Consider the following 21,439-nt stretch of genomic DNA (forward strand, 5'->3'; position numbering starts at 1 on the left):
TCTTTGCCACTAAGTACAGACGATATGTATTTACCAAACAGATATTGGACGCACTGAAAATAATTTTTCCCTCAGTTTGTAATGATTTTGAAGCTGACTTAGTAGAGTTTGATGGCGAAAAATATCATGTTCATTTGTTAATTACTTACCCACCTAAAGTCTCTATATCTCGTTCAGTCAATTCCCTGAAAGGAGTATCGGGCCGTCTTATTCGAAAAAAGAAATATCCCTCCATTCCTAGCATGTTATGGGGAAGGGGGATGCTCTCTGGGCTCCTTCTTATTTTGCTGCAAGTTGTGGGGGTGCACCTATTTCTATTATCAAACAGTACATTGAACAACAGAATACGCCTGACTGAAAAAATTATTATATTCGACCCTTATATCACCGTCCTAAGGACGGTGTTTTACGGGTCGGTCTGATAAATCAGAACTTCAGAAATAGCCTTTTCAGAGAGAAAACACATCCTTTCCTCTTCCGACCCATTACCCAACGGATTTTCTCGGAAAATACAAATTTCTAGTAAAAACATTTGTTAACAGTTGCCATTGTGGTAAAAGTATTAATAGCTCAACCTTAAAAAGGGAAACCTCATGAAAAAAATTCTGCTTTCTGCCGTCGCCGCTGCGGCAGCTCTCTCTTTCAGCCAAGCCGCACTTGCGGGCGCCGTACTCGATAAGGTTAAAAAAGACGGCGTAGTAGTTTGCGGCGTCAATACAGCCGCTCCAGGCTTCTCTAATGCTGACAGCCAAGGAAAATGGACGGGTTTGGATGTTGATTACTGCCGTGCACTCGCCGCTGCAGTTCTTGGCGACGCCACAAAAGTAAAATTTGTTCCGCTGAGCTCCCCGCAGCGTTTCTCCGCTCTCCAAGCCGGTGAAATCGATGTTTTGGCCCGCAATACAACTTGGAACCTGACACGCGACGCTTCTCTCGGAGCCGTCTTCGTCGGCACGATCTACTATGATGGCCAGGGCTTCTTAGTACCTAAGAAACTCGGTGTTAAATCCGTTAACGAACTCAACGGCGCCACTATCTGTGTTCAGTCCGGCACCAGCAGCGAACCAAGCGTCGCCGATTACTTCAAGTCTCATAACATGAAGTACAAAGCAGTTGTATTCGATACAACTGAAGCAACTCAGGGAGCTTTCCTCTCCGGCCGCTGCCAGGTTTACACCACCGACATGAGCGACTTGGCAGGTGCAAGAACTAAAGCCGCTAACCCTGATGACTACATCATTCTTCCTGAAGTTATCTCCAAAGAACCTCTCGGACCTTCCGTCAGACGCGGCGACAACGAATGGTTCCAGATCTGCCGTTGGGTTCTGAATGCTTTGATCGAAGCTGAAGAATACGGCATAACTCAGGAAAACGTTGACCAGGTCAAGAAGACCAGCACCAACCCGAACGTACAGCGTTTAGTCGGCAGCGGCGAAGATATGGGTAAACTTCTCGGCTTGGATAAGGATTGGTCTTACCGCATTGTTAAGCAGGTCGGCAACTACGGTGAAAGCTTCGAAAAGAATCTTGGACCGAAGACTCCGCTTGCTCTTCCGCGCGGTGTTAACAATCAATGGACAAAAGGCGGTATCCTGTACGCTCCTCCCGTCCGTTAAGATTTAACTCCGGTTAAAAAATGGCGGGATTCCCGCCATTTTTACCCGTTATTTGGAAGTAAGAAAAAATTATGTCAGGACCAAAAGGTGATGCCTCTTGGAGGCTAAGAGAAAGACACAGAAAAATTAAAGAAGGTCTCTGGCAGGGAGCTTTGCTGTTAATTCTGGTGGCTGTCTTCGGCTCCTTTATTTTCAACGTTTCTGCGAACTTATCCGCTAGAAACATTCATTCCGGATTTGACTTCCTCTTCGAAAGATCAGGATTTGAAATTGGTGAATCTTTAATCACCTTCAACTCTTCAGAGGCTTATTTCAAAGCCTTCTTAGCAGGCCTTCTCAACACGATCAAAGTCTCCGTCTTGTCGATTATTACAGCGACGGTACTAGGCATTATCGTCGGGTTAATGAGACTTTCAAAGCATCCTCTGATTAAATTTCTCGGTGCATTGCACGTCGAGTTCTATCGGAATATTCCTCTTTTGGTTCAGCTGCTTTTGGTCTATCTTGTCATCACCGAGCTGCTGCCGGATTCCTTTGACCCTATCCATTTCGGATCTTGGGCCGTGCTCTCAAAAGCCGGATTCCAATTTGCCCTTCCAAACGATTGGCACATTTCATTCGTAATCACAACCGTCTCCTTCGTTGTCTCCTGGCTGGCCCTAAGAGCCGCTTTTCTTAAGAAATCAACAGGGCTGGTTGCGACCGTCAGCGGATTTCTGGGAGGCGTGCTTATCTCGGTTCTGACGTGGATTATCTGCGGTTTTGTATTCGGCTGGGATAAACCGGAAGTTCAGCGTTTTGCTATCGAAGGAGGAGGCTCCCTCTCTCCGGAATTCTTGGCACTCTGGTTTGGATTAACGTTCTTCACCTCAGCAGCCATTGCAGAGATCTTCCGCGCCGGTTTTCTTGCAGTGCCAAAAGGACAATGGGCAGCCGCTTCCGCTCTGGGAATGACAAAAACAGAAATCATCAGTTATATCGTCTTCCCCCAAGCACTAAAATTAGCCGTCCCTCCTCTGGCCAGCCAATACATGAACTTGACTAAAAACTCATCCTTGGCTGTAGTCGTCGGGTATCCGGACTTGGTTTCCATTGGGAACTCCACAATTAACTTAAACGGACAAGCATTAGAAGTTATTGTCATCATCATGTCCGTCTTCCTGACTCTGAATTTAATTACCGCAGTCCTGATGAACTGGCTGAACGCTAAAGTTACGAGAGGTACAAATGGCTCGTAATATTATTTTCAAATACTCCAACAAGATTTGGAGAAGTTTCTTTTATTCTCCGTTGGCCTCCATTCTTACGATTGGCCTTATCTTGTTTTTCGGATTAGCCGGCTGGTATGTTTGGAACTGGGGCGTAGCAGATGCCATTTTCAGAGCAGACTTCAAAGCGTGTCTGCAAAATCACGACGGCGCCTGCTGGGGCTTTGTTACGGAAAAATGGCGTTTGATCATTTTCGGAAGATTCCCCTATGAAATTCAATGGAGACCTGCTTTAGCCACCTTCTTGGTCTTATTGATGCTGGTCATTTCGGCTTTCCCTCAGACCTGGACAAAACAAGCCTCTAAGTGGCTTATCGGCGGCTGGGTTTGCAGTTTGGCAGCCTTCTTTATTTTGATGAAAGGCGGCATTTTCGGCCTTGAGCGCGTGGATTCCGACAGCTGGGGCGGCTTGCCTCTGACAATCATTCTGACATTGTTGGGAATGACGCTTTCGGCACCTATCGGCATTCTGCTTGCTATCGGACGCCGATCCAAAATGGCAATCATCCGCAACCTATGCGCCGGCTATATCGAACTTATCCGCGGAGTACCGCTCATCACCGTACTCTTTGTAGCTTCCTTTATTTTCCCGCTGCTGCTTCCTCCGGCGTGGAGAATTGAAGCCTTCTGGAGAATTGTGATCGGTATCGTGCTTTTCCAAGCCGCGTATATGGCCGAAACTATACGAGGAGGCTTGCAAACTATTCCGCAAGGACAGTTCTACGCTGCCGATTCTCTCGGTTTAAACCGTTTTCAAGTTTATGTGTACATCATTCTGCCGCAGGCTTTTGTCACGATTATTCCGGCGTTCGTTAATAGTTTGCTTTCCACTTTTATGGACACCTCATTGGTCACCATTGTCTCCATGTATGACCTAACAGGCAGTCTGAGACTGGCCCTTGGAGATCCCAATTGGCGCAACTTCTTCCTGGAAGGATATCTCTTTATTGCCATAATCTATTTCGTATTCAGTTTTATCATGTCCAGGTACAGCATCTGGCTTGAAAAGCGAATTGAACGAAAGAAACAAGGTGCGCTTGCTGAGGCTAAAGCTCAAGCAGCATAAGGAATAAGACAATGCAAAAAGTTCATGAACATATCATCCGCATGTCCAGCAAAACTCCCGATCTCGCAGGCAAAGTAACACGAGATGATTTATGGATGGGACTCATGTTTTTTGTGACTCATCCGGAAAACTTTATTTCCGTACTGGAAGATGCAGAAATTGATGAGAATCTTCATCCTGACGGGACAACCACCCTCAATAGAAAGTTGAATTTCGGTCCTTACACCGTTCAAGACGTGGTAGAAACAATTCCGCAGGAGTTAATTAAATTCAATATTGACGAGACGGAAGCAATCCCACAGAGCCGATTCGAAGTTCAGATTGAAGAACCGGAGGCCGGAGTTTTCTTCCTGCGATTTACGTATTTTGAAAATACAGAACACGAGCAAGTTAAGGACGCGGAACAATACAAGCAGTTAAGAATCCAGGCTTGGGAACAGAAAGACAAAGATGTTGCCAATAAGCTTCTTGAAATGATTGCTCAAGGAAAGTTCATTCCCACAAAGCAATAACGCAAAATCTACAAAGTCAAACTCCCTGAATCTTTCGAGACAGGGAGCTTTTTATGAGCAGCGAACCTAAGGATTAGATCTTACCGACGAGGTCAAGACCCGGCTTGAGAGTCTTAGCACCCGGCTGCCATTTAGCTGGGCAAACCAAGCCTGGGTTGGCTTCTACGAACTGAGCAGCCTGAACCTTGCGGAGGAGTTCCTTAGCGTCGCGACCGATACCGCCGTCGTGGATTTCGCAAACAACGATCTTACCGCTAGGATTGATAACGAATGTACCGCGCTGTGCAAGGCCTTCGCTCTCGATCATAACGCCGAAGTTGCGTGTCAATGTACCTGTTGGGTCACCAACCATTGGGTATTCAACTTTCTTGATAGCGGCAGATGTGTCGTGCCATGCTTTGTGTGTGAAATGTGTGTCTGTAGAAACAGCATAGATTTCAACACCAATCTTTTGGAATTCCGCATATTGTTCAGCAAGGTCTTCCAATTCTGTCGGGCAAACGAATGTGAAGTCTGCTGGGTAGAAGAAAACGACAGACCATTTACCGAGGAGGTCTTTGTCAGTAACTGTGATGAATTCGTTGTTCTTGAATGCTTCAGCTTGGAACGGCTGAAGTTGAGTGCCGATTAAAGACATGTTTGTCTCTCCTTTAAAAATTTCGGTCAGTCTAAGCCAGCATTAGGGTTTTGTCTAATGGACTATGTCTATTAACGTTATCGAAATTTTCTATCAATCTTCTCTGTCCTTGAAGGTCACGGGGTTATAGGAAGCGTCTTCATTTCGTAATAAAGAGTAAGTAACGGGATATTGCTTAAGTGGTAATACCACATTATGATTTAGGGCTATTACCAATGAACAAACAAGGAATTTCAGATGTCAGATCCAATCAAACTTCCTCCGATTCCAAATTCTGTTGTCGAAGCCTACAACCAGATCAAAACCTTCGAACCAGTCATTAAAGCTGTTGCCGCTGCAAAAGACGAAGAAGAAAGAACGCTCAAGGATCAAGTAGAAATTACAGAAATTGAAGCCGCTCCTTTCCACGAAGAAGACAGAGCCAAAGATTTTGCACAAAGACTCAAAGATCTTGGTTTGACTAACGTCAGAATTGACCAGGAAGGCAACGTTATCGGCGTTCGCCCGGGTACTGGCAATGGTCCTCGTTTAGCCCTCGGCGCTCACTTAGACACCGTTTTCCCAATGGGAACCAACGTCAAAGTCCGCAGAGAAGGAAACAAGTTCTACGCTCCCGGAATTTCCGATGACGCCAGAGGATTGGCTGTTATTCTCGAAGTTCTCCGTACTCTTCAGGAACAGAAGATTGAAACTGTCGGCGACATCCTCTTCACTGCAACCGTCGGTGAAGAAGGCAACGGCGACCTTCGCGGTTCCAAGTACTTGTTCAAGAGCAAAGAAGAACACATCGACGGCTTCATTTCCGTTGACAGTGCTAATGTTGAAAGACTTCTTCACGGTTCTACAGGCTCCCGCCGCTTCAGAGTTACTTTCGAAGGCCCAGGCGGACACAGCTGGAGTGCTTTCGGTACAGCCAGCGCAACTCATGCATTAGGACGTGCTATCGCTAAGATTGCTGACCTCGAAGTTCCTGCTGATCCGAAGACAACCTTCACAGTCGGCACAATCGTCGGCGGCACTACAGTCAACTCCATCGCGGCCTCCGCTACAACTGAAATTGACACACGCTCCGTCTGCAATACTGAACTCAACAAGTTGGTAGACCGCCTGCTCCCGCTTCTTCAGCAGGCAGCTGACGAAGAAAATGCTCGCTGGAAAGCAGAGGGCGATGCACAGATCAAAGTTAAGATTGAACCGATTGGCGAACGCCCGGCCGGTGATCAACCGGATTCTTCTCCGGTTCTGATGGCTGCAAGATGCGCCATGGATGTTCTTGGCATTCCTCTGAAGAAATACACATGCGCCAGCACAGACCAGAACGTTCCATTGAGCCTCGGCATTCCTGCTACAACACTCGGCGGCGGCGGAACAGAAGGATTCAACCACAACGTTAAGGAATGGTATGACTCCACAGATTCCTACCGTGGTCCGCAGTTGGCTCTCATGACCGTTCTTGGCTTGGTCGGAGTTAAAGGCAGAAGCGAACCGCTCCTTCCAAAAAGAGCATAATTTGCACATAGTGCGTTAAAGGAACTTCAAGAGCACAGATTTTTCTGTGCTCTTGTGCTATCAGCCTCCGGAGGAACTCAATGAGCAAACTAACGATATCGTGCGGAGACATCACTCGTTTAGCTGTGGATGCCATCGTCAATGCCGCAAACTGTTCTCTTCTGGGAGGAGGCGGAGTAGACGGTGCGATCCATAGAGCTGCCGGCAAACAATTGTTTGAAGAATGTTTGCGACTGAACGGTTGCGCGACTGGACAAAGTAAGGTTACCCAAGGATATCTTCTTCCTGCCAAACACGTCATCCATACGGTCGGACCTATTTGGAGAGGAGGTCAGGAAAATGAAGCCGAGCTTTTGGCTTCCTGCTATCGGACCGCCCTAGATATTGCTAAAGAATTGAATCTGAAAACCGTAGCTTTTCCAAACATCTCAACAGGAGCCTATCATTTTCCGAAGGAATTAGCCGCAGAAATAGCCGTCAAAACTATCCTTGAGCATCCATTTGACGGCGAAGTTCGGATGTGTACTTTTTCACCTGAAGACCAAGCGATTTATCAATCAGCACTAAACCAAGCAAAAAAATCGGTCTACAAATATTAGCCTGGTGCCAATGGAATAAAAAAAGGAGAAGTGCCGGAAAACGAGGTCGCTCCTCTTAACTCGCCTCGGCAGTCTCACACAAACCTCTTAATCGTTTGTTTTTTCGGCAGCTTCTCTCCAAAACTTTAGAATCGAAGGCTTTCTTACGGCAAGCGGACGAGCATAGTACGGCACCGAAAAAACCTTCATCTGACTTAGTGCTTTCGGAACCTCACGTGGGTGACTTTGAACATATTCCGACAACTTTTTCTGTACGCCCAATGCATCTCCCATCACTGCAATCCAGTCCGGCTCATAAGAAAGAAAAGGGGCCAAATCATTAACTTCAACAAGTCCTGGTATTACCGTGTCATACAAATCTTCCCGAACCGGATTGATTGCGTTTAACGCTGGATATATCTCCCGGTTCAGTTCAGAAACTCCGGAGATAGCGAATAAAAAAATGCGATCGTCTACCGGATGACGAATTGCTAGTAAAGATAAAATCTTTTGCATGGGCAACGGAGGAAGCTTTCTGAGTGCCTCTTCGGTTCTCAGATACTCCCGAACCACTCTCTCACCGCGTTTTTCTTCTTGGAATAAAAAAGCCGCTCTTTTAATGTTCTCCACAGGATCTTCTGTGATGTCCAGAATCTTTACGCAAAACCCGCTCGCCTCTAATCGGGGAGCAAGTTCCTTTAGATTCATATCGGAGACCGAATTATTTTCCAAAAGAATGTAATCAATTTCTCCTCTTCGCATTGCGGTTGTCAGAAGACGCTGATCGTTCATCACGCAAGATGTGCATTCCAGAAGCTTTTCGGCCGGATGATAAGACTGCATGTTTGGTAGCTCTCCGCCTATCAGACCTCTTGCGTAGATCTTGAGTTCTGCCAAAGTCTCTGCTGCGGTGTCGCCAATGAATACAGCATTTTCGTAACGCGGAAACGGAATAAATGTATTAGTTCCATGAAAACTCATAAAAAGTCCTTCATATTAAAAATTCGATCTGCATGGGCTATTAAAGCTGACTGATGAGAAACCATCAAAATAGCCGTGTCTTTTAAAGAGGCTTTAAGCAACAGCACTATCTTCACTGCGCTTTCTTCGTCTAGAGCAGAGGTAACTTCATCCAAAAGCAGCACGTCCGGCTTCTTAAGAATTGCCCGGATTAGCATTATTCGTTGCTTTTCCCCGCCGCTCAGACGGTGTTCCCAATCTGTCTCGTGTTCCAATAACAAACTTAAGTCTCCCAGTCCAACCTTATCAAGTAGTTGATTTGCTTCGTGATCGGACAGATCTTCGGCCAGGGAGGGATATGACAAATTTGCTTTCAAAGATCCTGTAAAGATATACGGTTTCTGTGTAATCCACAGCACTTTTGGAGCACTTTCCACAGTGCCGGTAGCAAAATAATCAAAACCTGCGAGTACACGCAAGATGGAACTTTTTCCTGTCCCGGAAGCCCCTTGCAAAATGCAGATTTCTCCAGGATCAACCGCTAGGTTCACGCTAAGTGAAGTTCCATCCGAGCCTCGGTTCGGGATGCTCATTAAGAGGTTTGCTTTCAATCCGCTTTCTTGAGAGGAATAACTAACGGAATCTTTTTTTTCTGCGCTTACCTCTTCAATAGATGAGTGCAAAGTCGAAAGCCTCTCATACGTCGCCGCAAATTTAGATAGCTGAGCATAAGACATCGCAATCCACGACAAAGAACGAGCAACATCAATAAAGGCTCCACGAATTTGCATCAATCCCCCGAGCTCGATGGCCCCTGAGAAAAAGGCAGGCAGGGAAAAGAAAATCGGTGTCAGATGTGTAATTTGACCTGCCCCAACCGAGAAATACTCTAGGTTTCTCTTTTTTCTTAAAGTATCGACAAGTACCATAAGCAGGGAAGAAAACGTTGTCATCAAACGGGCGCGTTCTGCTTCCACCCCGCGCATCCCGGCAATAGCCTCAGCATTAATTCTTTTTGCAAGAAGAGAGGCTCTGAGATCTGCTTCTCTCCTTTGGGAATCAAAATTGAGTCTTTTTAGTTTTTTGCCGATCAAATGAGTCAACACAGTCTCTAGGATGGTATAGATTAGGCAGACCCAGAACATATAGCCCGGGATCGAAATACCCCAGACAGTAAGAGGTCCTGATAAATTCCAGAGAATGACGGAAAAACTTCCGATCATCAAAACAGAATTTAAGAAACTGGTGCAAAGATTTAGAAAAAGACTAATTACTTCACGAACATCTTCGGAGATGCGTTGATCCGGATTATCAGGCTCTTTTGACTCCTGCCTCAAACGGTAAAAAGCTGCTTTATCTGACAGCCATTGAGAAAAAAACTCCTCTGTTAACACTCTTCTTGCAATCAGAGCCGCTCTTTCCTGCAGGTAATCCGCCGTCACTAAAACCGCAATAATTGAGGAGCAAATTAAAATAAAATCGTACAAGCAATCAAAAATTTTTTCCTTATCAACTGCCTGCAGAGCGTTGTAGAATCGACCATTCCAGTCATTAAGCGCCACTGCCAGTTTGATATTGACAAGGTAGCCGATGACTACAACACAAAGCAGCAGCCATAATCTCCACTGCTTTGTATTGAGGAAGACTCTGAGGAGGAAACTCAAAAAAGAGCTTCTCTCTTTACGCTTTATCTTCAAGACAGAAGTCCTAGAAGTTAGCGGTTAGCCAAGCTCTGTAACTCCTTCCCACACCATATCCGCCATTCAGATATCGGTACTTTTTATTCATTACGTTATCGATAGAGAACGTCAAAGCAAAGTCAGCCCGATCTTTCAAATGCGGTCTCCAGGTTAAACCAACAGCGTGAGTAGCGAAGCCGCTGAACTTTTTATATTCACCGCTTCCCCAAGATGTTTCTATATTGCTTTCACCTCCTTTGTACAAACGCAGTCTGTACCATCCATTAAGATCCCAGGGCTTATAGGTATAGCCCGCACGTAAGGTAGCCTGCATTGGAGTCAGTCCTGGTATTTTCTTCCCCGTATTCTTATCTTCCGCATGGAGGTAGCCGTAAGACAAGTGGAAATCCGCATTTCCCGGGTAATAATCAAGAGAAGCTTCAAATCCAGTTTTAAGTGCCTTTCCAACGTTTTTAATTGAGTAATAGAGAATCATATCTCCGTCAGGAGAGAAATCCATATCTCCGGTGGCACCGGCATTGATCAAGTTTTTCACCCGATCTCGGAACACATTGGCATGGAACACAAATCTATCAGATTCTCCGAATAAACTCTTGTAATCGCCATTAACTCCCAATTCCACATTAATGGATTCTTCCGGTTTCAGATTAGGGTTCGGCAAAACGACTGAATACATCCCCCACTCAGGATACTCGATTGACGTATAAAGCTCATCTAAGAATGGAGGACGATATCCGCTCTGCACGGATGCATAAAAAGAGAGGGCTTTGCTCGGCGCAAGTGTTAACGTGATTCCGGGAGTGAATTTGTTGTCATTTCTTGTGGTTAAGCCGAACTTAGAGTCACTGTCTCCAGTCGGATTCCGGTCATAGTAAGACCAGCGCAATACAGGCGTAATTGTGACATAGTCATTGATGGCGTATTCGTCTTGAATGAACAGTCCTGCGTCATAGCCTTTGGATTTTGGTCGGCTTCGGTCTAATTTCCCATGAATATCTGTTGCCTTCTGACGGTTCGAAGAGGCATCAAATCCATAAGTTAACGTGTGAATTCCTCCCAAATACACAATTGAGGTGTTCTGAGCGTTGATACTGTAGGACTCATAGTCGTCTTTGAAATACGCTTCCGGGTTATATGAAGTTCCGTCAAACTTGTTGTCAAGTTTGGTGTACTGCATATTTACGACCAAATCAACATAATCACCGTAGCTGTATTCCCACCTTCCTGTCAGTCTATGCTGCTTAAGGCGATACTTTGTTTCGTCGTCGCTGCTTCCCTGATCCAACTTAGTATCGTCATAGTTATACCCAAGGGAAACTAGAGAGTTATCGGTCGGCGTAATAGTGTTAAGCAAAAGGGAAATTGAGAGTAACTTCCTACGGGATTTTGAGAGTAGTTTCCTAGGCGATTCTGAGAGCTTATTCCAGGGCGAAATTGGGAGTTTTACCAAAGCGAAAATGGGAGTTAGGCGGTCTTTATTGACTTATTCTTGTGCTTTTTAGAGGTTTTAAATGGTCAAAAAAGAACGTTAAGCATCCCTCGATTAATGAACTGGTTGCTGTATTTACTGAGTACCGAGCCGGGCTGATCACCTGTAAGCAAGCACTGACTCAGTTAAAAATGCCTGAGTCAACCTTTTTCAGGAAGTTAAACAAGTTTTCATTACAAGGAGCCGAAGGCTTAGAACATGGTAATCGGGGGCGTTCACCTGTAAACAAACTGGACAAGGACCTAAGAGAAAGAATAGACAACTTGCTCCAAACCAAGTACGCTGGCTTCCAAGCTGCTTTGGCAAGGAAATACCTGAAGAATTGCGAACAAATTGAAGTATCCGAAGAATTTATCCGGCAACGTCTTCTTGAACTTTATCCCAGAGAAAAGAAAGCAGAGAGTAAAGGCCATCCATTACGTCGACGTCGCAGCCGGTTCGGAGAATTGATCCAAATTGATGGATCCCGACATCGTTGGTTCGGAGAGGATGAGCCTTTTTGTGTCGTTCACGCCTTTATTGATGATGCAACAGGAACCATTACTGCGGCGTGCCTGCGGCCTACAGAAGTAGGAGAGGCCTATCGAGAGCTCATTATGGGGCATGTCTTTAAATACGGCATACCAGCGGCTTTCTATAGCGATAGACACAGCATTTTTAAACCGACGACCTCGGGGCCACTAACCTCTGAAGACCAAGACGGAACTCAGTACCAACGCATCTGCAATATGCTTGGAATTGAGTACATCTATGCAAAAACTCCCGAAGCAAAAGGAAGGATTGAACGCCTAAATCAAACTTTGCAAGGACGTTGGCCTAAAGAGTTCAAGCTCCGAGGCATAAAGGATATTAACACCGCTAATTTGCACATAGAGGAGTTTGTCAACGAGTACAACGAAGAGTTTGCAATTAAGCCTTTTTACCAAGAAGATGCTCATGTACCGCTCTTGGCAACAGAAGAGGAGTTAAAGAGGATCTGTGCTACCTGGCACGAACGACATTTATCTAAAAATCTTAGTTGTAGTTTCAAAAATCAAATCATTCAGGCTCTTGGGGTTGAGAACCGTCATGGCTTGATTGGAAAGGAGGTTTCTATCGTAGAGTACCCGGATGGAAAGATCGAGATGCTATGGGGATTGAGAGTAATACCCATAAAAATTATTCCTAAGGTAGGTTGTCCTAAATTTGAAGAATACACAGAAACGGCTAAAACCATTGATGCTCGTGTCGACGAAATCATGGCGAAAGAAAATCAACGAAGACAACTGTGGCTTAATAAGCGAGCTGCCAAAGTAAGAGAAGTACTAAACATGAGAGAACTAGTGATCGAGGCTGCTGAAGAGATAATAAAGGAAGACAGCGAAAAGGATAAGCACTAAGCGCATTGCGATGAAAGGGGGTATTAACTCAGGTTCGCTACGCTTACCTGAGTTAATACCCCCTTTCATTGCAATTAAAAGCCACAGAATTTGCAAGACTTTCACTTAAAAATTGGCTCTCTCAAAATCGTGTTGTTTTCTGACTCTCAAAATCGCCTTGGCTTAACATCGTACAAAACGACATTTGTTAAGCAAAAGGGAAATTGAGAGTAACTTCCTACGGGATTTTGAGAGTAGTTTCCTAGGCGATTCTGAGAGCTTATTCCAGGGCGAAATTGGGAGTTTTACCAAAGCGAAAATGGGAGTTAGGCGGTCTTTATTGACTTATTCTTGTGCTTTTTAGAGGTTTTAAATGGTCAAAAAAGAACGTTAAGCATCCCTCGATTAATGAACTGGTTGCTGTATTTACTGAGTACCGAGCCGGGCTGATCACCTGTAAGCAAGCACTGACTCAGTTAAAAATGCCTGAGTCAACCTTTTTCAGGAAGTTAAACAAGTTTTCATTACAAGGAGCCGAAGGCTTAGAACATGGTAATCGGGGGCGTTCACCTGTAAACAAACTGGACAAGGACCTAAGAGAAAGAATAGACAACTTGCTCCAAACCAAGTACGCTGGCTTCCAAGCTGCTTTGGCAAGGAAATACCTGAAGAATTGCGAACAAATTGAAGTATCCGAAGAATTTATCCGGCAACGTCTTCTTGAACTTTATCCCAGAGAAAAGAAAGCAGAGAGTAAAGGCCATCCATTACGTCGACGTCGCAGCCGGTTCGGAGAATTGATCCAAATTGATGGATCCCGACATCGTTGGTTCGGAGAGGATGAGCCTTTTTGTGTCGTTCACGCCTTTATTGATGATGCAACAGGAACCATTACTGCGGCGTGCCTGCGGCCTACAGAAGTAGGAGAGGCCTATCGAGAGCTCATTATGGGGCATGTCTTTAAATACGGCATACCAGCGGCTTTCTATAGCGATAGACACAGCATTTTTAAACCGACGACCTCGGGGCCACTAACCTCTGAAGACCAAGACGGAACTCAGTACCAACGCATCTGCAATATGCTTGGAATTGAGTACATCTATGCAAAAACTCCCGAAGCAAAAGGAAGGATTGAACGCCTAAATCAAACTTTGCAAGGACGTTGGCCTAAAGAGTTCAAGCTCCGAGGCATAAAGGATATTAACACCGCTAATTTGCACATAGAGGAGTTTGTCAACGAGTACAACGAAGAGTTTGCAATTAAGCCTTTTTACCAAGAAGATGCTCATGTACCGCTCTTGGCAACAGAAGAGGAGTTAAAGAGGATCTGTGCTACCTGGCACGAACGACATTTATCTAAAAATCTTAGTTGTAGTTTCAAAAATCAAATCATTCAGGCTCTTGGGGTTGAGAACCGTCATGGCTTGATTGGAAAGGAGGTTTCTATCGTAGAGTACCCGGATGGAAAGATCGAGATGCTATGGGGATTGAGAGTAATACCCATAAAAATTATTCCTAAGGTAGGTTGTCCTAAATTTGAAGAATACACAGAAACGGCTAAAACCATTGATGCTCGTGTCGACGAAATCATGGCGAAAGAAAATCAACGAAGACAACTGTGGCTTAATAAGCGAGCTGCCAAAGTAAGAGAAGTACTAAACATGAGAGAACTAGTGATCGAGGCTGCTGAAGAGATAATAAAGGAAGACAGCGAAAAGGATAAGCACTAAGCGCATTGCGATGAAAGGGGGTATTAACTCAGGTTCGCTACGCTTACCTGAGTTAATACCCCCTTTCATTGCAATTAAAAGCCACAGAATTTGCAAGACTTTCACTTAAAAATTGGCTCTCTCAAAATCGTGTTGTTTTCTGACTCTCAAAATCGCCTTGGCTTAACATCGTACAAAACGACATTTGTTAAGCAAAAGGGAAATTGAGAGTAACTTCCTACGGGATTTTGAGAGTAGTTTCCTAGGCGATTCTGAGAGCTTATTCCAGGGCGAAATTGGGAGTTTTACCAAAGCGAAAATGGGAGTTAGGCGGTCTTTATTGACTTATTCTTGTGCTTTTTAGAGGTTTTAAATGGTCAAAAAAGAACGTTAAGCATCCCTCGATTAATGAACTGGTTGCTGTATTTACTGAGTACCGAGCCGGGCTGATCACCTGTAAGCAAGCACTGACTCAGTTAAAAATGCCTGAGTCAACCTTTTTCAGGAAGTTAAACAAGTTTTCATTACAAGGAGCCGAAGGCTTAGAACATGGTAATCGGGGGCGTTCACCTGTAAACAAACTGGACAAGGACCTAAGAGAAAGAATAGACAACTTGCTCCAAACCAAGTACGCTGGCTTCCAAGCTGCTTTGGCAAGGAAATACCTGAAGAATTGCGAACAAATTGAAGTATCCGAAGAATTTATCCGGCAACGTCTTCTTGAACTTTATCCCAGAGAAAAGAAAGCAGAGAGTAAAGGCCATCCATTACGTCGACGTCGCAGCCGGTTCGGAGAATTGATCCAAATTGATGGATCCCGACATCGTTGGTTCGGAGAGGATGAGCCTTTTTGTGTCGTTCACGCCTTTATTGATGATGCAACAGGAACCATTACTGCGGCGTGCCTGCGGCCTACAGAAGTAGGAGAGGCCTATCGAGAGCTCATTATGGGGCATGTCTTTAAATACGGCATACCAGCGGCTTTCTATAGCGATAGACACAGCATTTTTAAACCGACGACCTCGGGGCCACTAACCTCTGAAGACCAAGACGGAACTCAGTACCAACGCATCTGCAATATGCTTGGAATTGAGTACATCTATGCAAAAACTCCCGAAGCAAAAGGAAGGATTGAACGCCTAAATCAAACTTTGCAAGGACGTTGGCCTAAAGAGTTCAAGCTCCGAGGCATAAAGGATATTAACACCGCTAATTTGCACATAGAGGAGTTTGTCAACGAGTACAACGAAGAGTTTGCAATTAAGCCTTTTTACCAAGAAGATGCTCATGTACCGCTCTTGGCAACAGAAGAGGAGTTAAAGAGGATCTGTGCTACCTGGCACGAACGACATTTATCTAAAAATCTTAGTTGTAGTTTCAAAAATCAAATCATTCAGGCTCTTGGGGTTGAGAACCGTCATGGCTTGATTGGAAAGGAGGTTTCTATCGTAGAGTACCCGGATGGAAAGATCGAGATGCTATGGGGATTGAGAGTAATACCCATAAAAATTATTCCTAAGGTAGGTTGTCCTAAATTTGAAGAATACACAGAAACGGCTAAAACCATTGATGCTCGTGTCGACGAAATCATGGCGAAAGAAAATCAACGAAGACAACTGTGGCTTAATAAGCGAGCTGCCAAAGTAAGAGAAGTACTAAACATGAGAGAACTAGTGATCGAGGCTGCTGAAGAGATAATAAAGGAAGACAGCGAAAAGGATAAGCACTAAGCGCATTGCGATGAAAGGGGGTATTAACTCAGGTTCGCTACGCTTACCTGAGTTAATACCCCCTTTCATTGCAATTAAAAGCCACAGAATTTGCAAGACTTTCACTTAAAAATTGGCTCTCTCAAAATCGTGTTGTTTTCTGACTCTCAAAATCGCCTTGGCTTAACATATCGGTCGGCGTAATAGTAAATTTTGAAGTAAATGCATCATACTTAGAATCGCGAGGAGTCTTTGAGCGTCTTCCATTAGAAGAAGAAATGATTTTTCCTCCGTCTCTATGTGAAAAACCAATAACCGCATCAACAGGACCTTTTCTTCCAAACAACCATGCTGATTGTCCGAATTCTCGGGCATCATCGTTGTAGCCGAGCTTTAGCCGTGCACCAAAATCGCGGCCCGATTTCAATAAGTCACCAGCGGTTTTTGTGGTTACGGCAATAGTCCCTCCGATGCCTCCGTTACCGTACAAAGAAGAGCCGCCTCCTCTTCTGACTTCCACCTGTTTAATCATTTCCGGATCCACGAACATAAATGCCGGACGATTGCCGCTCATGGTGTAGTTATCTTGGCGTACACCGTCAATAAGATAAGAAATTTGATCGGAATCCGAACCTCGAATAGATATTCTTGTGAATACAGGACTTTCCGGTGCCTCAAGCATCACGTTGGGAATATCCAAAAGAGAGTCTCCCAGCGTTCTCTGATTCTCTTGTTCTAATTGACTGCCAGTGACGACAACGACGGATGAAGGAACTTCATTGAGAACTTTCTCTGTACGAGAAGCTGTAACGACTACCGGTCCGGTAGAAATAGTTTCGGAAGCCTGCGATATTTGGGCAAACGTAGAGGTTGATGTAATGGCAGCAAGGACTGCAACAGATAACAAAGAAAAAGATTGAGGTTTCATGATGAAATAGAAATGAGAATGATTATTATTTATAATATCACTTAGTCCACTAAGTATTAGAGAATCTAAATAGCTTTGATTATTCCCGGGACATCAGAAAAGAGACTTATTTAAACTAAAGTCTGTTCAGACAGCACGCAAACGGCCCACCCTTTCGAAAAAGCGCAAGCGCCTCTCCCATTGAAAGAGAAGCGCTTTTGAAAGTTTTAAAGGTTCAGAGGTCGTATCAGTTCCTATGAAACTTCAACTTAAGGGTACTACAAGAGAATCAAAGAACTGAGGACGACGGTAATCATACCGATAGCCATGACAGGAATTGTCCTTCTTACAACTTCGAACGAAGAAAGTTCTGCAATACTGGAAACAGCAATCGTAACGCCTGCGATTGGAGACATAGAACGTCCAATACCGCTCACTAATTGAACCGGGCAAGCCATCACAATCAAGTCCCAATTTACTGCTTTAGCTGCGTGCGGTAAAAGAGAGTTAAAGGCAAAAAATGCAGCGTTCGCTGAGCCGGTAAGAATAGAAGCAAAAGCCAAAAGTGTGCACATAACAATCAGCATGACGACACCGGCAGTGTTCTGCATAGAAGCAGCCCAACCGATGATGGTTGTAATACCGCCGGAGAGCTTCAAGCCTTCTGCAAAGACCAGCGCGCAGATGATTAGAGATACTGTGGAGGTAAATACGCGGCCCATACCCTGGAAAATAGATTTGGTATTAGCAACGCATTCCTTAAAAGTTCTCTTAGTTAACAGATCGACCAAGAAGGTGATGATCATGCATAAGAACATGCAAGTGATGAGCTCAAGTCTTACTCCTGTATAGCAGAACTTCGAGAAGATGAATAAGAATACGATTGGCAGTACAGGAAGAATGGCATAAAAGCGAGGAGCATCGGGCTGTTTATCTTTTGCACCGGCTGCCATAAGTTCGCTTCTCATCTTGAAATCATCTTCACTCAGGCGTCCGCTGGCCAAATCTTTCTTATCGAAATATCTTTGCAGGAGGCCGTGAGAAACAGCAATGACGGCAGCAGCAATAACACCGATAAGCAGCTGGCCTTCCAAGAAATATTCCATTGCAGAAATGCCTAAGAGCTTTGAAGTCACAATGGAGTTTGCAGAAGCAGGTCCCAAATCCAAGCAGCTTGCCGTTACGATGACGGCGGCAGCCGATACTCTGGAGACACCGACTGCCATTAAAAGCGGATACACGGTGAGCATCAATAAAACGCCGAGGCCTACGGCAGACGGAATAAAGATGTTAATGAACTGACCAACCAGGTAGGAGATGGCAAGAAGCGTATAAGGACTATGGATATAGTAAAGCGGCTTGGAGCAAACCTTAACGAAGGATTTGGTAGCGCCAATCTTATCCAAGTAGTCAGCCAAACCGGAAATAACCATAATCTGCAAACCAAGTCCGGCTAGAGTTGAAGAAGACAGGTTCGTGACGACCTGAACCACATCAAGCAGCATGCTGTGAGTAACTTTTTTTCCTGTGACGAGAGGCACATTGGTAAATAAGCCAACGGCGAGCAGCATCAGAAGTCCTACAAGAAGCAAAGCCCAAGGAGCATAGTATTTCTTAACAATGAGGTATCCGACTAGAACGATACCAACTGTAACGGTTATAAGTCCGAACATTATGGTTCTCCTAATAGTTTATGAGATATAGCGGTTTTCTATTTGGTCTAAAGAAAGCGGGGCTTTGACGACATATGAGAGCCCTCTCCGCTTTAAAGTTCCTGCTCCTCTTTCATCACAGATAAAGGTAGTACCGGAACCAACCAAGTTTCCGTTAAGCATAGAAACTCGGCCGTTCACAACCGTGGCAAAAGCTTTTTCTGCTTCAATATCCAGAATGGAAATATCAGCATCTGCACCAACGGAAAGGTGGCCTTTATTCGGAAGGCCCAAGGCACGAGCTCCGTTCAGACTAGCTTTCACTGCATATTCCGTTAGGGAAAGAGCTCCGAATTTAACGAGAAGCAAACCATTTTCAACAATCACGTTACGCGGATAACAACCGCCGTCTGTTGAGAAGGAATCCACAACGAAGGAGCCGTCAGCCCTTTTTGCCGTTGCCAACAAAAAACGGCTCACTGCGGGATTGACGCTGAAACTGCCGACACATTCCGTATTGCGCGCTTCCCAATACTGAACACCTTCACGGCCTGAAAGAAGAACGCCGATTACGCCGGTATCGGCCAACACGCCCGCAGCTCCATCCAAAATTGCCTTCTTTACACCTTCATAGTCATTTGAGTATCCAAGCTTGAGAAGACAAGTCGTCGTTACTTTGCTTACGGGAACATTGTCTCGGATCACGAATCTTGTTCCGTTAAGAGGAGACAAATAAGACTCAGAAAAAATATTAGGGTGCGCCTTGAGCAGCTCAATGGCTTCCAAAGCCTCATCTCGTTCATTCAGAACTTGTCCCCGGCAGTAGCTATTTACGTGAGCCACATGAAGAAAACGATCCATACCGGCTGCAGCCACAGCCTCTCTTAGACCTTCTATGTTGGAACCATGTTTGGTGCTCCCCACATGCCAAGCAACCCAGGCTTTCTTTTGATTGGCAATATCAATAAAACTCTCGCTGATATCGAGATCCATCGGAAAATGGCCGCCGAGCAGCTTTATGCCGATCCCTCCCTGTTCAAGAGTTTTGTCTAGAAAGTCTTCTTGTTCGCTTACAGAGGGCCGTGAAGAGGACAAAGTAAAACCTTCCCGAGCGGCTTCCAAAACAGCGATATTTACACCTGCTCCTGTTTCAGAAACGGTAGAAAGAATATCTTCGAGAGGGCCGGCCATATCTAAGGCAGTGCAGACACCGGCTTTGGCAATCATTCTTTGAGCGTGCTTATGGCCAAGCACGGTACGCATATGCGTATGCATATCAATGATTCCGGGGATGAGAACTTTACCGGCCGCTGAAATTTCTTCACAAGAAGGTTCGCAGATTTCTTCAGCGACCGATTTTATTTTCCCGTCTTCGACGGCAACATCTCTGAAGGCGTTGAGCTTATTGAGCGGATCAACCACTCGCGCTCCTCTGATAATCAAATCAGTCATGGTTTGCTCCTGAGAGTGGATTAACCTGATTCCAGTTTAAAGTTCCTCCGGAATATGTCGATAAGAAAATATCTAAAATAGCAATATAGATTGCCATTCTGGATATAAGATGACTGAAGACCTGGACATTTGGAAAGTATTCTTGGCAGTATTTAACGAAGGCTCAATACAGGAGGCTGCGGCTAAACTGAATTTGGAAAGTTCTTCAGTATCGAAGAAACTCCAAAAACTTGAGAAGCTGCTAGGCGTCCAACTTTTCGATAGAGCAGGAAGGCCTTTTCTTCCGACACCGACCGCTTATGAGCTGTTTCCTTATGCGGAGTCGATGATTCACTCTCGAGAAAAAATTTCCAACATTCTTTCGGATCGAGTATCCGATGATTCTCAAATCATCCGGTTAATGATCGGCAACACGCAGGCAAAATACATGCCGAAGATGATTCAACAATACGTTTCACAGAATCCTCGGACTCGTGTAAATGTCATTGCTCCGCTAGATGTTGAAGAATTTAAGCAAAGGCTAGCGGATATTGCTTTTATTTCCGGCGTTATACCGCTTCCTGACTGTGTTTTACTTTCGCGAGGAAAGATGGTTTTTATGCCGGTTGCCTCCAAAGAATACCTTGAAAAAAACGGTCCTATCGAAACTCTTCAAGACCTGGAACATCACCATATTTTCTCCAGCCTTTATCCGTCCCGCTATGCTTTTTCAGTCAACTATGTATTGAGAAAAGGTGCGGAAGTCATGAACATCCCGAAGATAACCTCCATCCGCTGGAGTAATGTGGAAATGGCAAAACAGGCCGTTCTTCAAGGAATCGGCATTTCTCTAGGCTTTCCGCTTTTTCACTGCATTGACGAGATAGAACGAGGAGAATTAGTTCCTATTCTTAACGGCTGGCACCGGCCGTCCCAAGAGAATTATGTGGCTATTCATACAGACGACTGGAAGAAACCTTACCTTCGCCGCTTTGCTGATTACATGGCCAAGGAATTTGCCAAAACGGAAGCCTCTTGCGAGGCCCGACTCAAAAAGGCAGTTCCAAAAGCTCTTTATGATGAGTACCTAAGGTAGAACTGAGTTGGGACACTTCTGCCTCATTTGTCCTGTAGGCGCCTCACAAAGATCATTTTGCTAGGCGAGAAGCACCCGGAGAGGCTAACTCTTACCATTATCGGACCAACTTTTAATGAAATCGAGTAGGGCCGGTTATTACCCGTCCCTCTCACACCACCTGGCATGCCGTTCGGCACCAAGGCGGTTCCAGTAAACATCCCTACGTTCCAGATGCGGTTCGCAGGGCCTTTTCTAAACTG

General features: G+C 45.0%; 17 protein-coding genes and 1 pseudogene. 11 read left to right on the top strand and 7 right to left on the bottom strand.

The features are described from left to right. From tnpA to ADH67_RS13050, 5 genes and pseudogenes are all read left to right on the top strand, one after another. Positions 1 to 358, top strand: a pseudogene (tnpA, locus tag ADH67_RS13030) (IS200/IS605 family transposase); the annotation flags it as partial. Between the two features lie 235 nt (positions 359 to 593). Next, positions 594 to 1,616: an amino acid ABC transporter substrate-binding protein gene (locus tag ADH67_RS13035; protein ID WP_066594515.1), complete on the top strand. Its 1,023-nt coding sequence runs from the start codon at positions 594 to 596 to the stop codon at positions 1,614 to 1,616. Between the two features lie 71 nt (positions 1,617 to 1,687). Beyond that, complete coding sequence (locus ADH67_RS13040; RefSeq protein ID WP_066594517.1) at positions 1,688 to 2,854, top strand: amino acid ABC transporter permease; 1,167 nt, start codon at positions 1,688 to 1,690, stop codon at positions 2,852 to 2,854. Further along, positions 2,844 to 3,950: an amino acid ABC transporter permease gene (locus ADH67_RS13045; RefSeq protein WP_066594526.1), complete on the top strand. Its 1,107-nt coding sequence runs from the start codon at positions 2,844 to 2,846 to the stop codon at positions 3,948 to 3,950. Before ADH67_RS13040 ends, ADH67_RS13045 begins: the two co-directional genes overlap by 11 nt. 11 nt (positions 3,951 to 3,961) lie before the next feature. Then, entirely contained in the window at positions 3,962 to 4,462 is a 501-nt protein-coding gene (locus tag ADH67_RS13050) for an AtaL-like protein (protein ID WP_066594527.1), read from the top strand. Between the two features lie 73 nt (positions 4,463 to 4,535). Here ADH67_RS13050 and ahpC read toward each other — a convergent pair whose 3' ends face one another. After that, complete coding sequence (gene ahpC / locus ADH67_RS13055) at positions 4,536 to 5,099, bottom strand: alkyl hydroperoxide reductase subunit C (protein WP_066594529.1); 564 nt, start codon at positions 5,097 to 5,099, stop codon at positions 4,536 to 4,538. Positions 5,100 to 5,336: 237 nt separating this feature from the next. On the opposite strand from ahpC, the gene ADH67_RS13060 reads away from it, so the two are divergent. Further along, positions 5,337 to 6,608, top strand: a complete 1,272-nt coding sequence (locus ADH67_RS13060; protein WP_066594531.1) for a M20/M25/M40 family metallo-hydrolase — start codon at positions 5,337 to 5,339, stop codon at positions 6,606 to 6,608. A gap of 80 nt (positions 6,609 to 6,688) precedes the next feature. Then, complete coding sequence (locus tag ADH67_RS13065) at positions 6,689 to 7,207, top strand: O-acetyl-ADP-ribose deacetylase (protein ID WP_066594537.1); 519 nt, start codon at positions 6,689 to 6,691, stop codon at positions 7,205 to 7,207. 87 nt (positions 7,208 to 7,294) lie between these two features. Here the strand turns inward: ADH67_RS13065 and ADH67_RS13070 are convergent, their stop codons facing one another. Genes ADH67_RS13070 through ADH67_RS13080 form a run of 3 tightly spaced genes read right to left on the bottom strand, consistent with a single transcriptional unit; the run spans position 7,295 to position 11,200 of the window. Beyond that, positions 7,295 to 8,167 (bottom strand): hypothetical protein, encoded by an 873-nt coding sequence (locus tag ADH67_RS13070; protein WP_066594539.1) that lies wholly within the window; start codon positions 8,165 to 8,167, stop codon positions 7,295 to 7,297. Next, complete coding sequence (locus ADH67_RS13075) at positions 8,164 to 9,810, bottom strand: ABC transporter ATP-binding protein/permease (protein ID WP_236578576.1); 1,647 nt, start codon at positions 9,808 to 9,810, stop codon at positions 8,164 to 8,166. The genes ADH67_RS13070 and ADH67_RS13075 overlap by 4 nt, the downstream gene beginning before the upstream one ends. Positions 9,811 to 9,853: 43 nt before the next feature. Next, positions 9,854 to 11,200 carry a TonB-dependent receptor domain-containing protein gene (locus ADH67_RS13080; protein WP_236578578.1) on the bottom strand — a complete coding sequence of 449 codons (1,347 nt, stop codon included), beginning with the start codon at positions 11,198 to 11,200 and terminating at the stop codon, positions 9,854 to 9,856. Positions 11,201 to 11,337: 137 nt separating this feature from the next. Here ADH67_RS13080 and ADH67_RS13085 point away from each other — a divergent pair, with 137 nt between their 5' ends. The 3 genes from ADH67_RS13085 to ADH67_RS13095 all read left to right on the top strand — a co-directional run bounded on the left by ADH67_RS13085 (position 11,338) and on the right by ADH67_RS13095 (position 16,132). Further along, positions 11,338 to 12,714, top strand: a complete 1,377-nt coding sequence (locus tag ADH67_RS13085; RefSeq protein ID WP_066592095.1) for an ISNCY family transposase — start codon at positions 11,338 to 11,340, stop codon at positions 12,712 to 12,714. 332 nt (positions 12,715 to 13,046) lie between these two features. Then, complete coding sequence (locus tag ADH67_RS13090; protein ID WP_066592095.1) at positions 13,047 to 14,423, top strand: ISNCY family transposase; 1,377 nt, start codon at positions 13,047 to 13,049, stop codon at positions 14,421 to 14,423. Positions 14,424 to 14,755: 332 nt separating this feature from the next. Beyond that, positions 14,756 to 16,132 (top strand): ISNCY family transposase, encoded by a 1,377-nt coding sequence (locus tag ADH67_RS13095; RefSeq protein ID WP_066592095.1) that lies wholly within the window; start codon positions 14,756 to 14,758, stop codon positions 16,130 to 16,132. A gap of 121 nt (positions 16,133 to 16,253) precedes the next feature. On the opposite strand, the gene ADH67_RS13100 is transcribed toward ADH67_RS13095, so the two are convergent. The 3 genes from ADH67_RS13100 to ADH67_RS13110 form a co-directional block, all read right to left on the bottom strand. After that, on the bottom strand, positions 16,254 to 17,039 hold the full coding sequence (locus ADH67_RS13100; RefSeq protein ID WP_084081545.1) for a TonB-dependent receptor plug domain-containing protein: 786 nt from the start codon (positions 17,037 to 17,039) through the stop codon (positions 16,254 to 16,256). A 257-nt stretch (positions 17,040 to 17,296) separates the two neighbouring features. Further along, a complete protein-coding gene (gene dcuC, locus ADH67_RS13105) occupies positions 17,297 to 18,691 on the bottom strand; it encodes a C4-dicarboxylate transporter DcuC (protein WP_066594541.1) in 1,395 nt (464 codons plus the stop codon). A gap of 18 nt (positions 18,692 to 18,709) precedes the next feature. Then, positions 18,710 to 20,122 carry an amidohydrolase family protein gene (locus ADH67_RS13110; RefSeq protein ID WP_066594542.1) on the bottom strand — a complete coding sequence of 471 codons (1,413 nt, stop codon included), beginning with the start codon at positions 20,120 to 20,122 and terminating at the stop codon, positions 18,710 to 18,712. 109 nt (positions 20,123 to 20,231) lie between these two features. Between ADH67_RS13110 and ADH67_RS13115 the strand changes: the two genes are divergently transcribed. Next, positions 20,232 to 21,197 carry a LysR family transcriptional regulator gene (locus tag ADH67_RS13115; protein ID WP_066594543.1) on the top strand — a complete coding sequence of 322 codons (966 nt, stop codon included), beginning with the start codon at positions 20,232 to 20,234 and terminating at the stop codon, positions 21,195 to 21,197. Positions 21,198 to 21,439: the final 242 nt, after the last annotated feature.

Origin of the sequence: Turicimonas muris, from assembly GCF_002221595.1 — a bacterium.
GTDB classification, from domain to species: Bacteria; Pseudomonadota; Gammaproteobacteria; order Burkholderiales; family Burkholderiaceae_F; genus Turicimonas; species Turicimonas muris.

Coding starts and splice junctions, on each gene's coding strand:
- ahpC (WP_066594529.1), bottom strand. CDS start 5,099: ATGTCTTTAATCGGCACTCAACTTCAGCCGTTCCAAGCTGAAGCATTC.
- ADH67_RS13110 (WP_066594542.1), bottom strand. CDS start 20,122: ATGACTGATTTGATTATCAGAGGAGCGCGAGTGGTTGATCCGCTCAAT.
- ADH67_RS13060 (WP_066594531.1), top strand. CDS start 5,337: ATGTCAGATCCAATCAAACTTCCTCCGATTCCAAATTCTGTTGTCGAA.
- ADH67_RS13050 (WP_066594527.1), top strand. CDS start 3,962: ATGCAAAAAGTTCATGAACATATCATCCGCATGTCCAGCAAAACTCCC.
- ADH67_RS13040 (WP_066594517.1), top strand. CDS start 1,688: ATGTCAGGACCAAAAGGTGATGCCTCTTGGAGGCTAAGAGAAAGACAC.
- ADH67_RS13045 (WP_066594526.1), top strand. CDS start 2,844: ATGGCTCGTAATATTATTTTCAAATACTCCAACAAGATTTGGAGAAGT.
- ADH67_RS13115 (WP_066594543.1), top strand. CDS start 20,232: ATGACTGAAGACCTGGACATTTGGAAAGTATTCTTGGCAGTATTTAAC.
- ADH67_RS13100 (WP_084081545.1), bottom strand. CDS start 17,039: ATGAAACCTCAATCTTTTTCTTTGTTATCTGTTGCAGTCCTTGCTGCC.
- dcuC (WP_066594541.1), bottom strand. CDS start 18,691: ATGTTCGGACTTATAACCGTTACAGTTGGTATCGTTCTAGTCGGATAC.
- ADH67_RS13070 (WP_066594539.1), bottom strand. CDS start 8,167: ATGAGTTTTCATGGAACTAATACATTTATTCCGTTTCCGCGTTACGAA.
- ADH67_RS13065 (WP_066594537.1), top strand. CDS start 6,689: ATGAGCAAACTAACGATATCGTGCGGAGACATCACTCGTTTAGCTGTG.
- ADH67_RS13035 (WP_066594515.1), top strand. CDS start 594: ATGAAAAAAATTCTGCTTTCTGCCGTCGCCGCTGCGGCAGCTCTCTCT.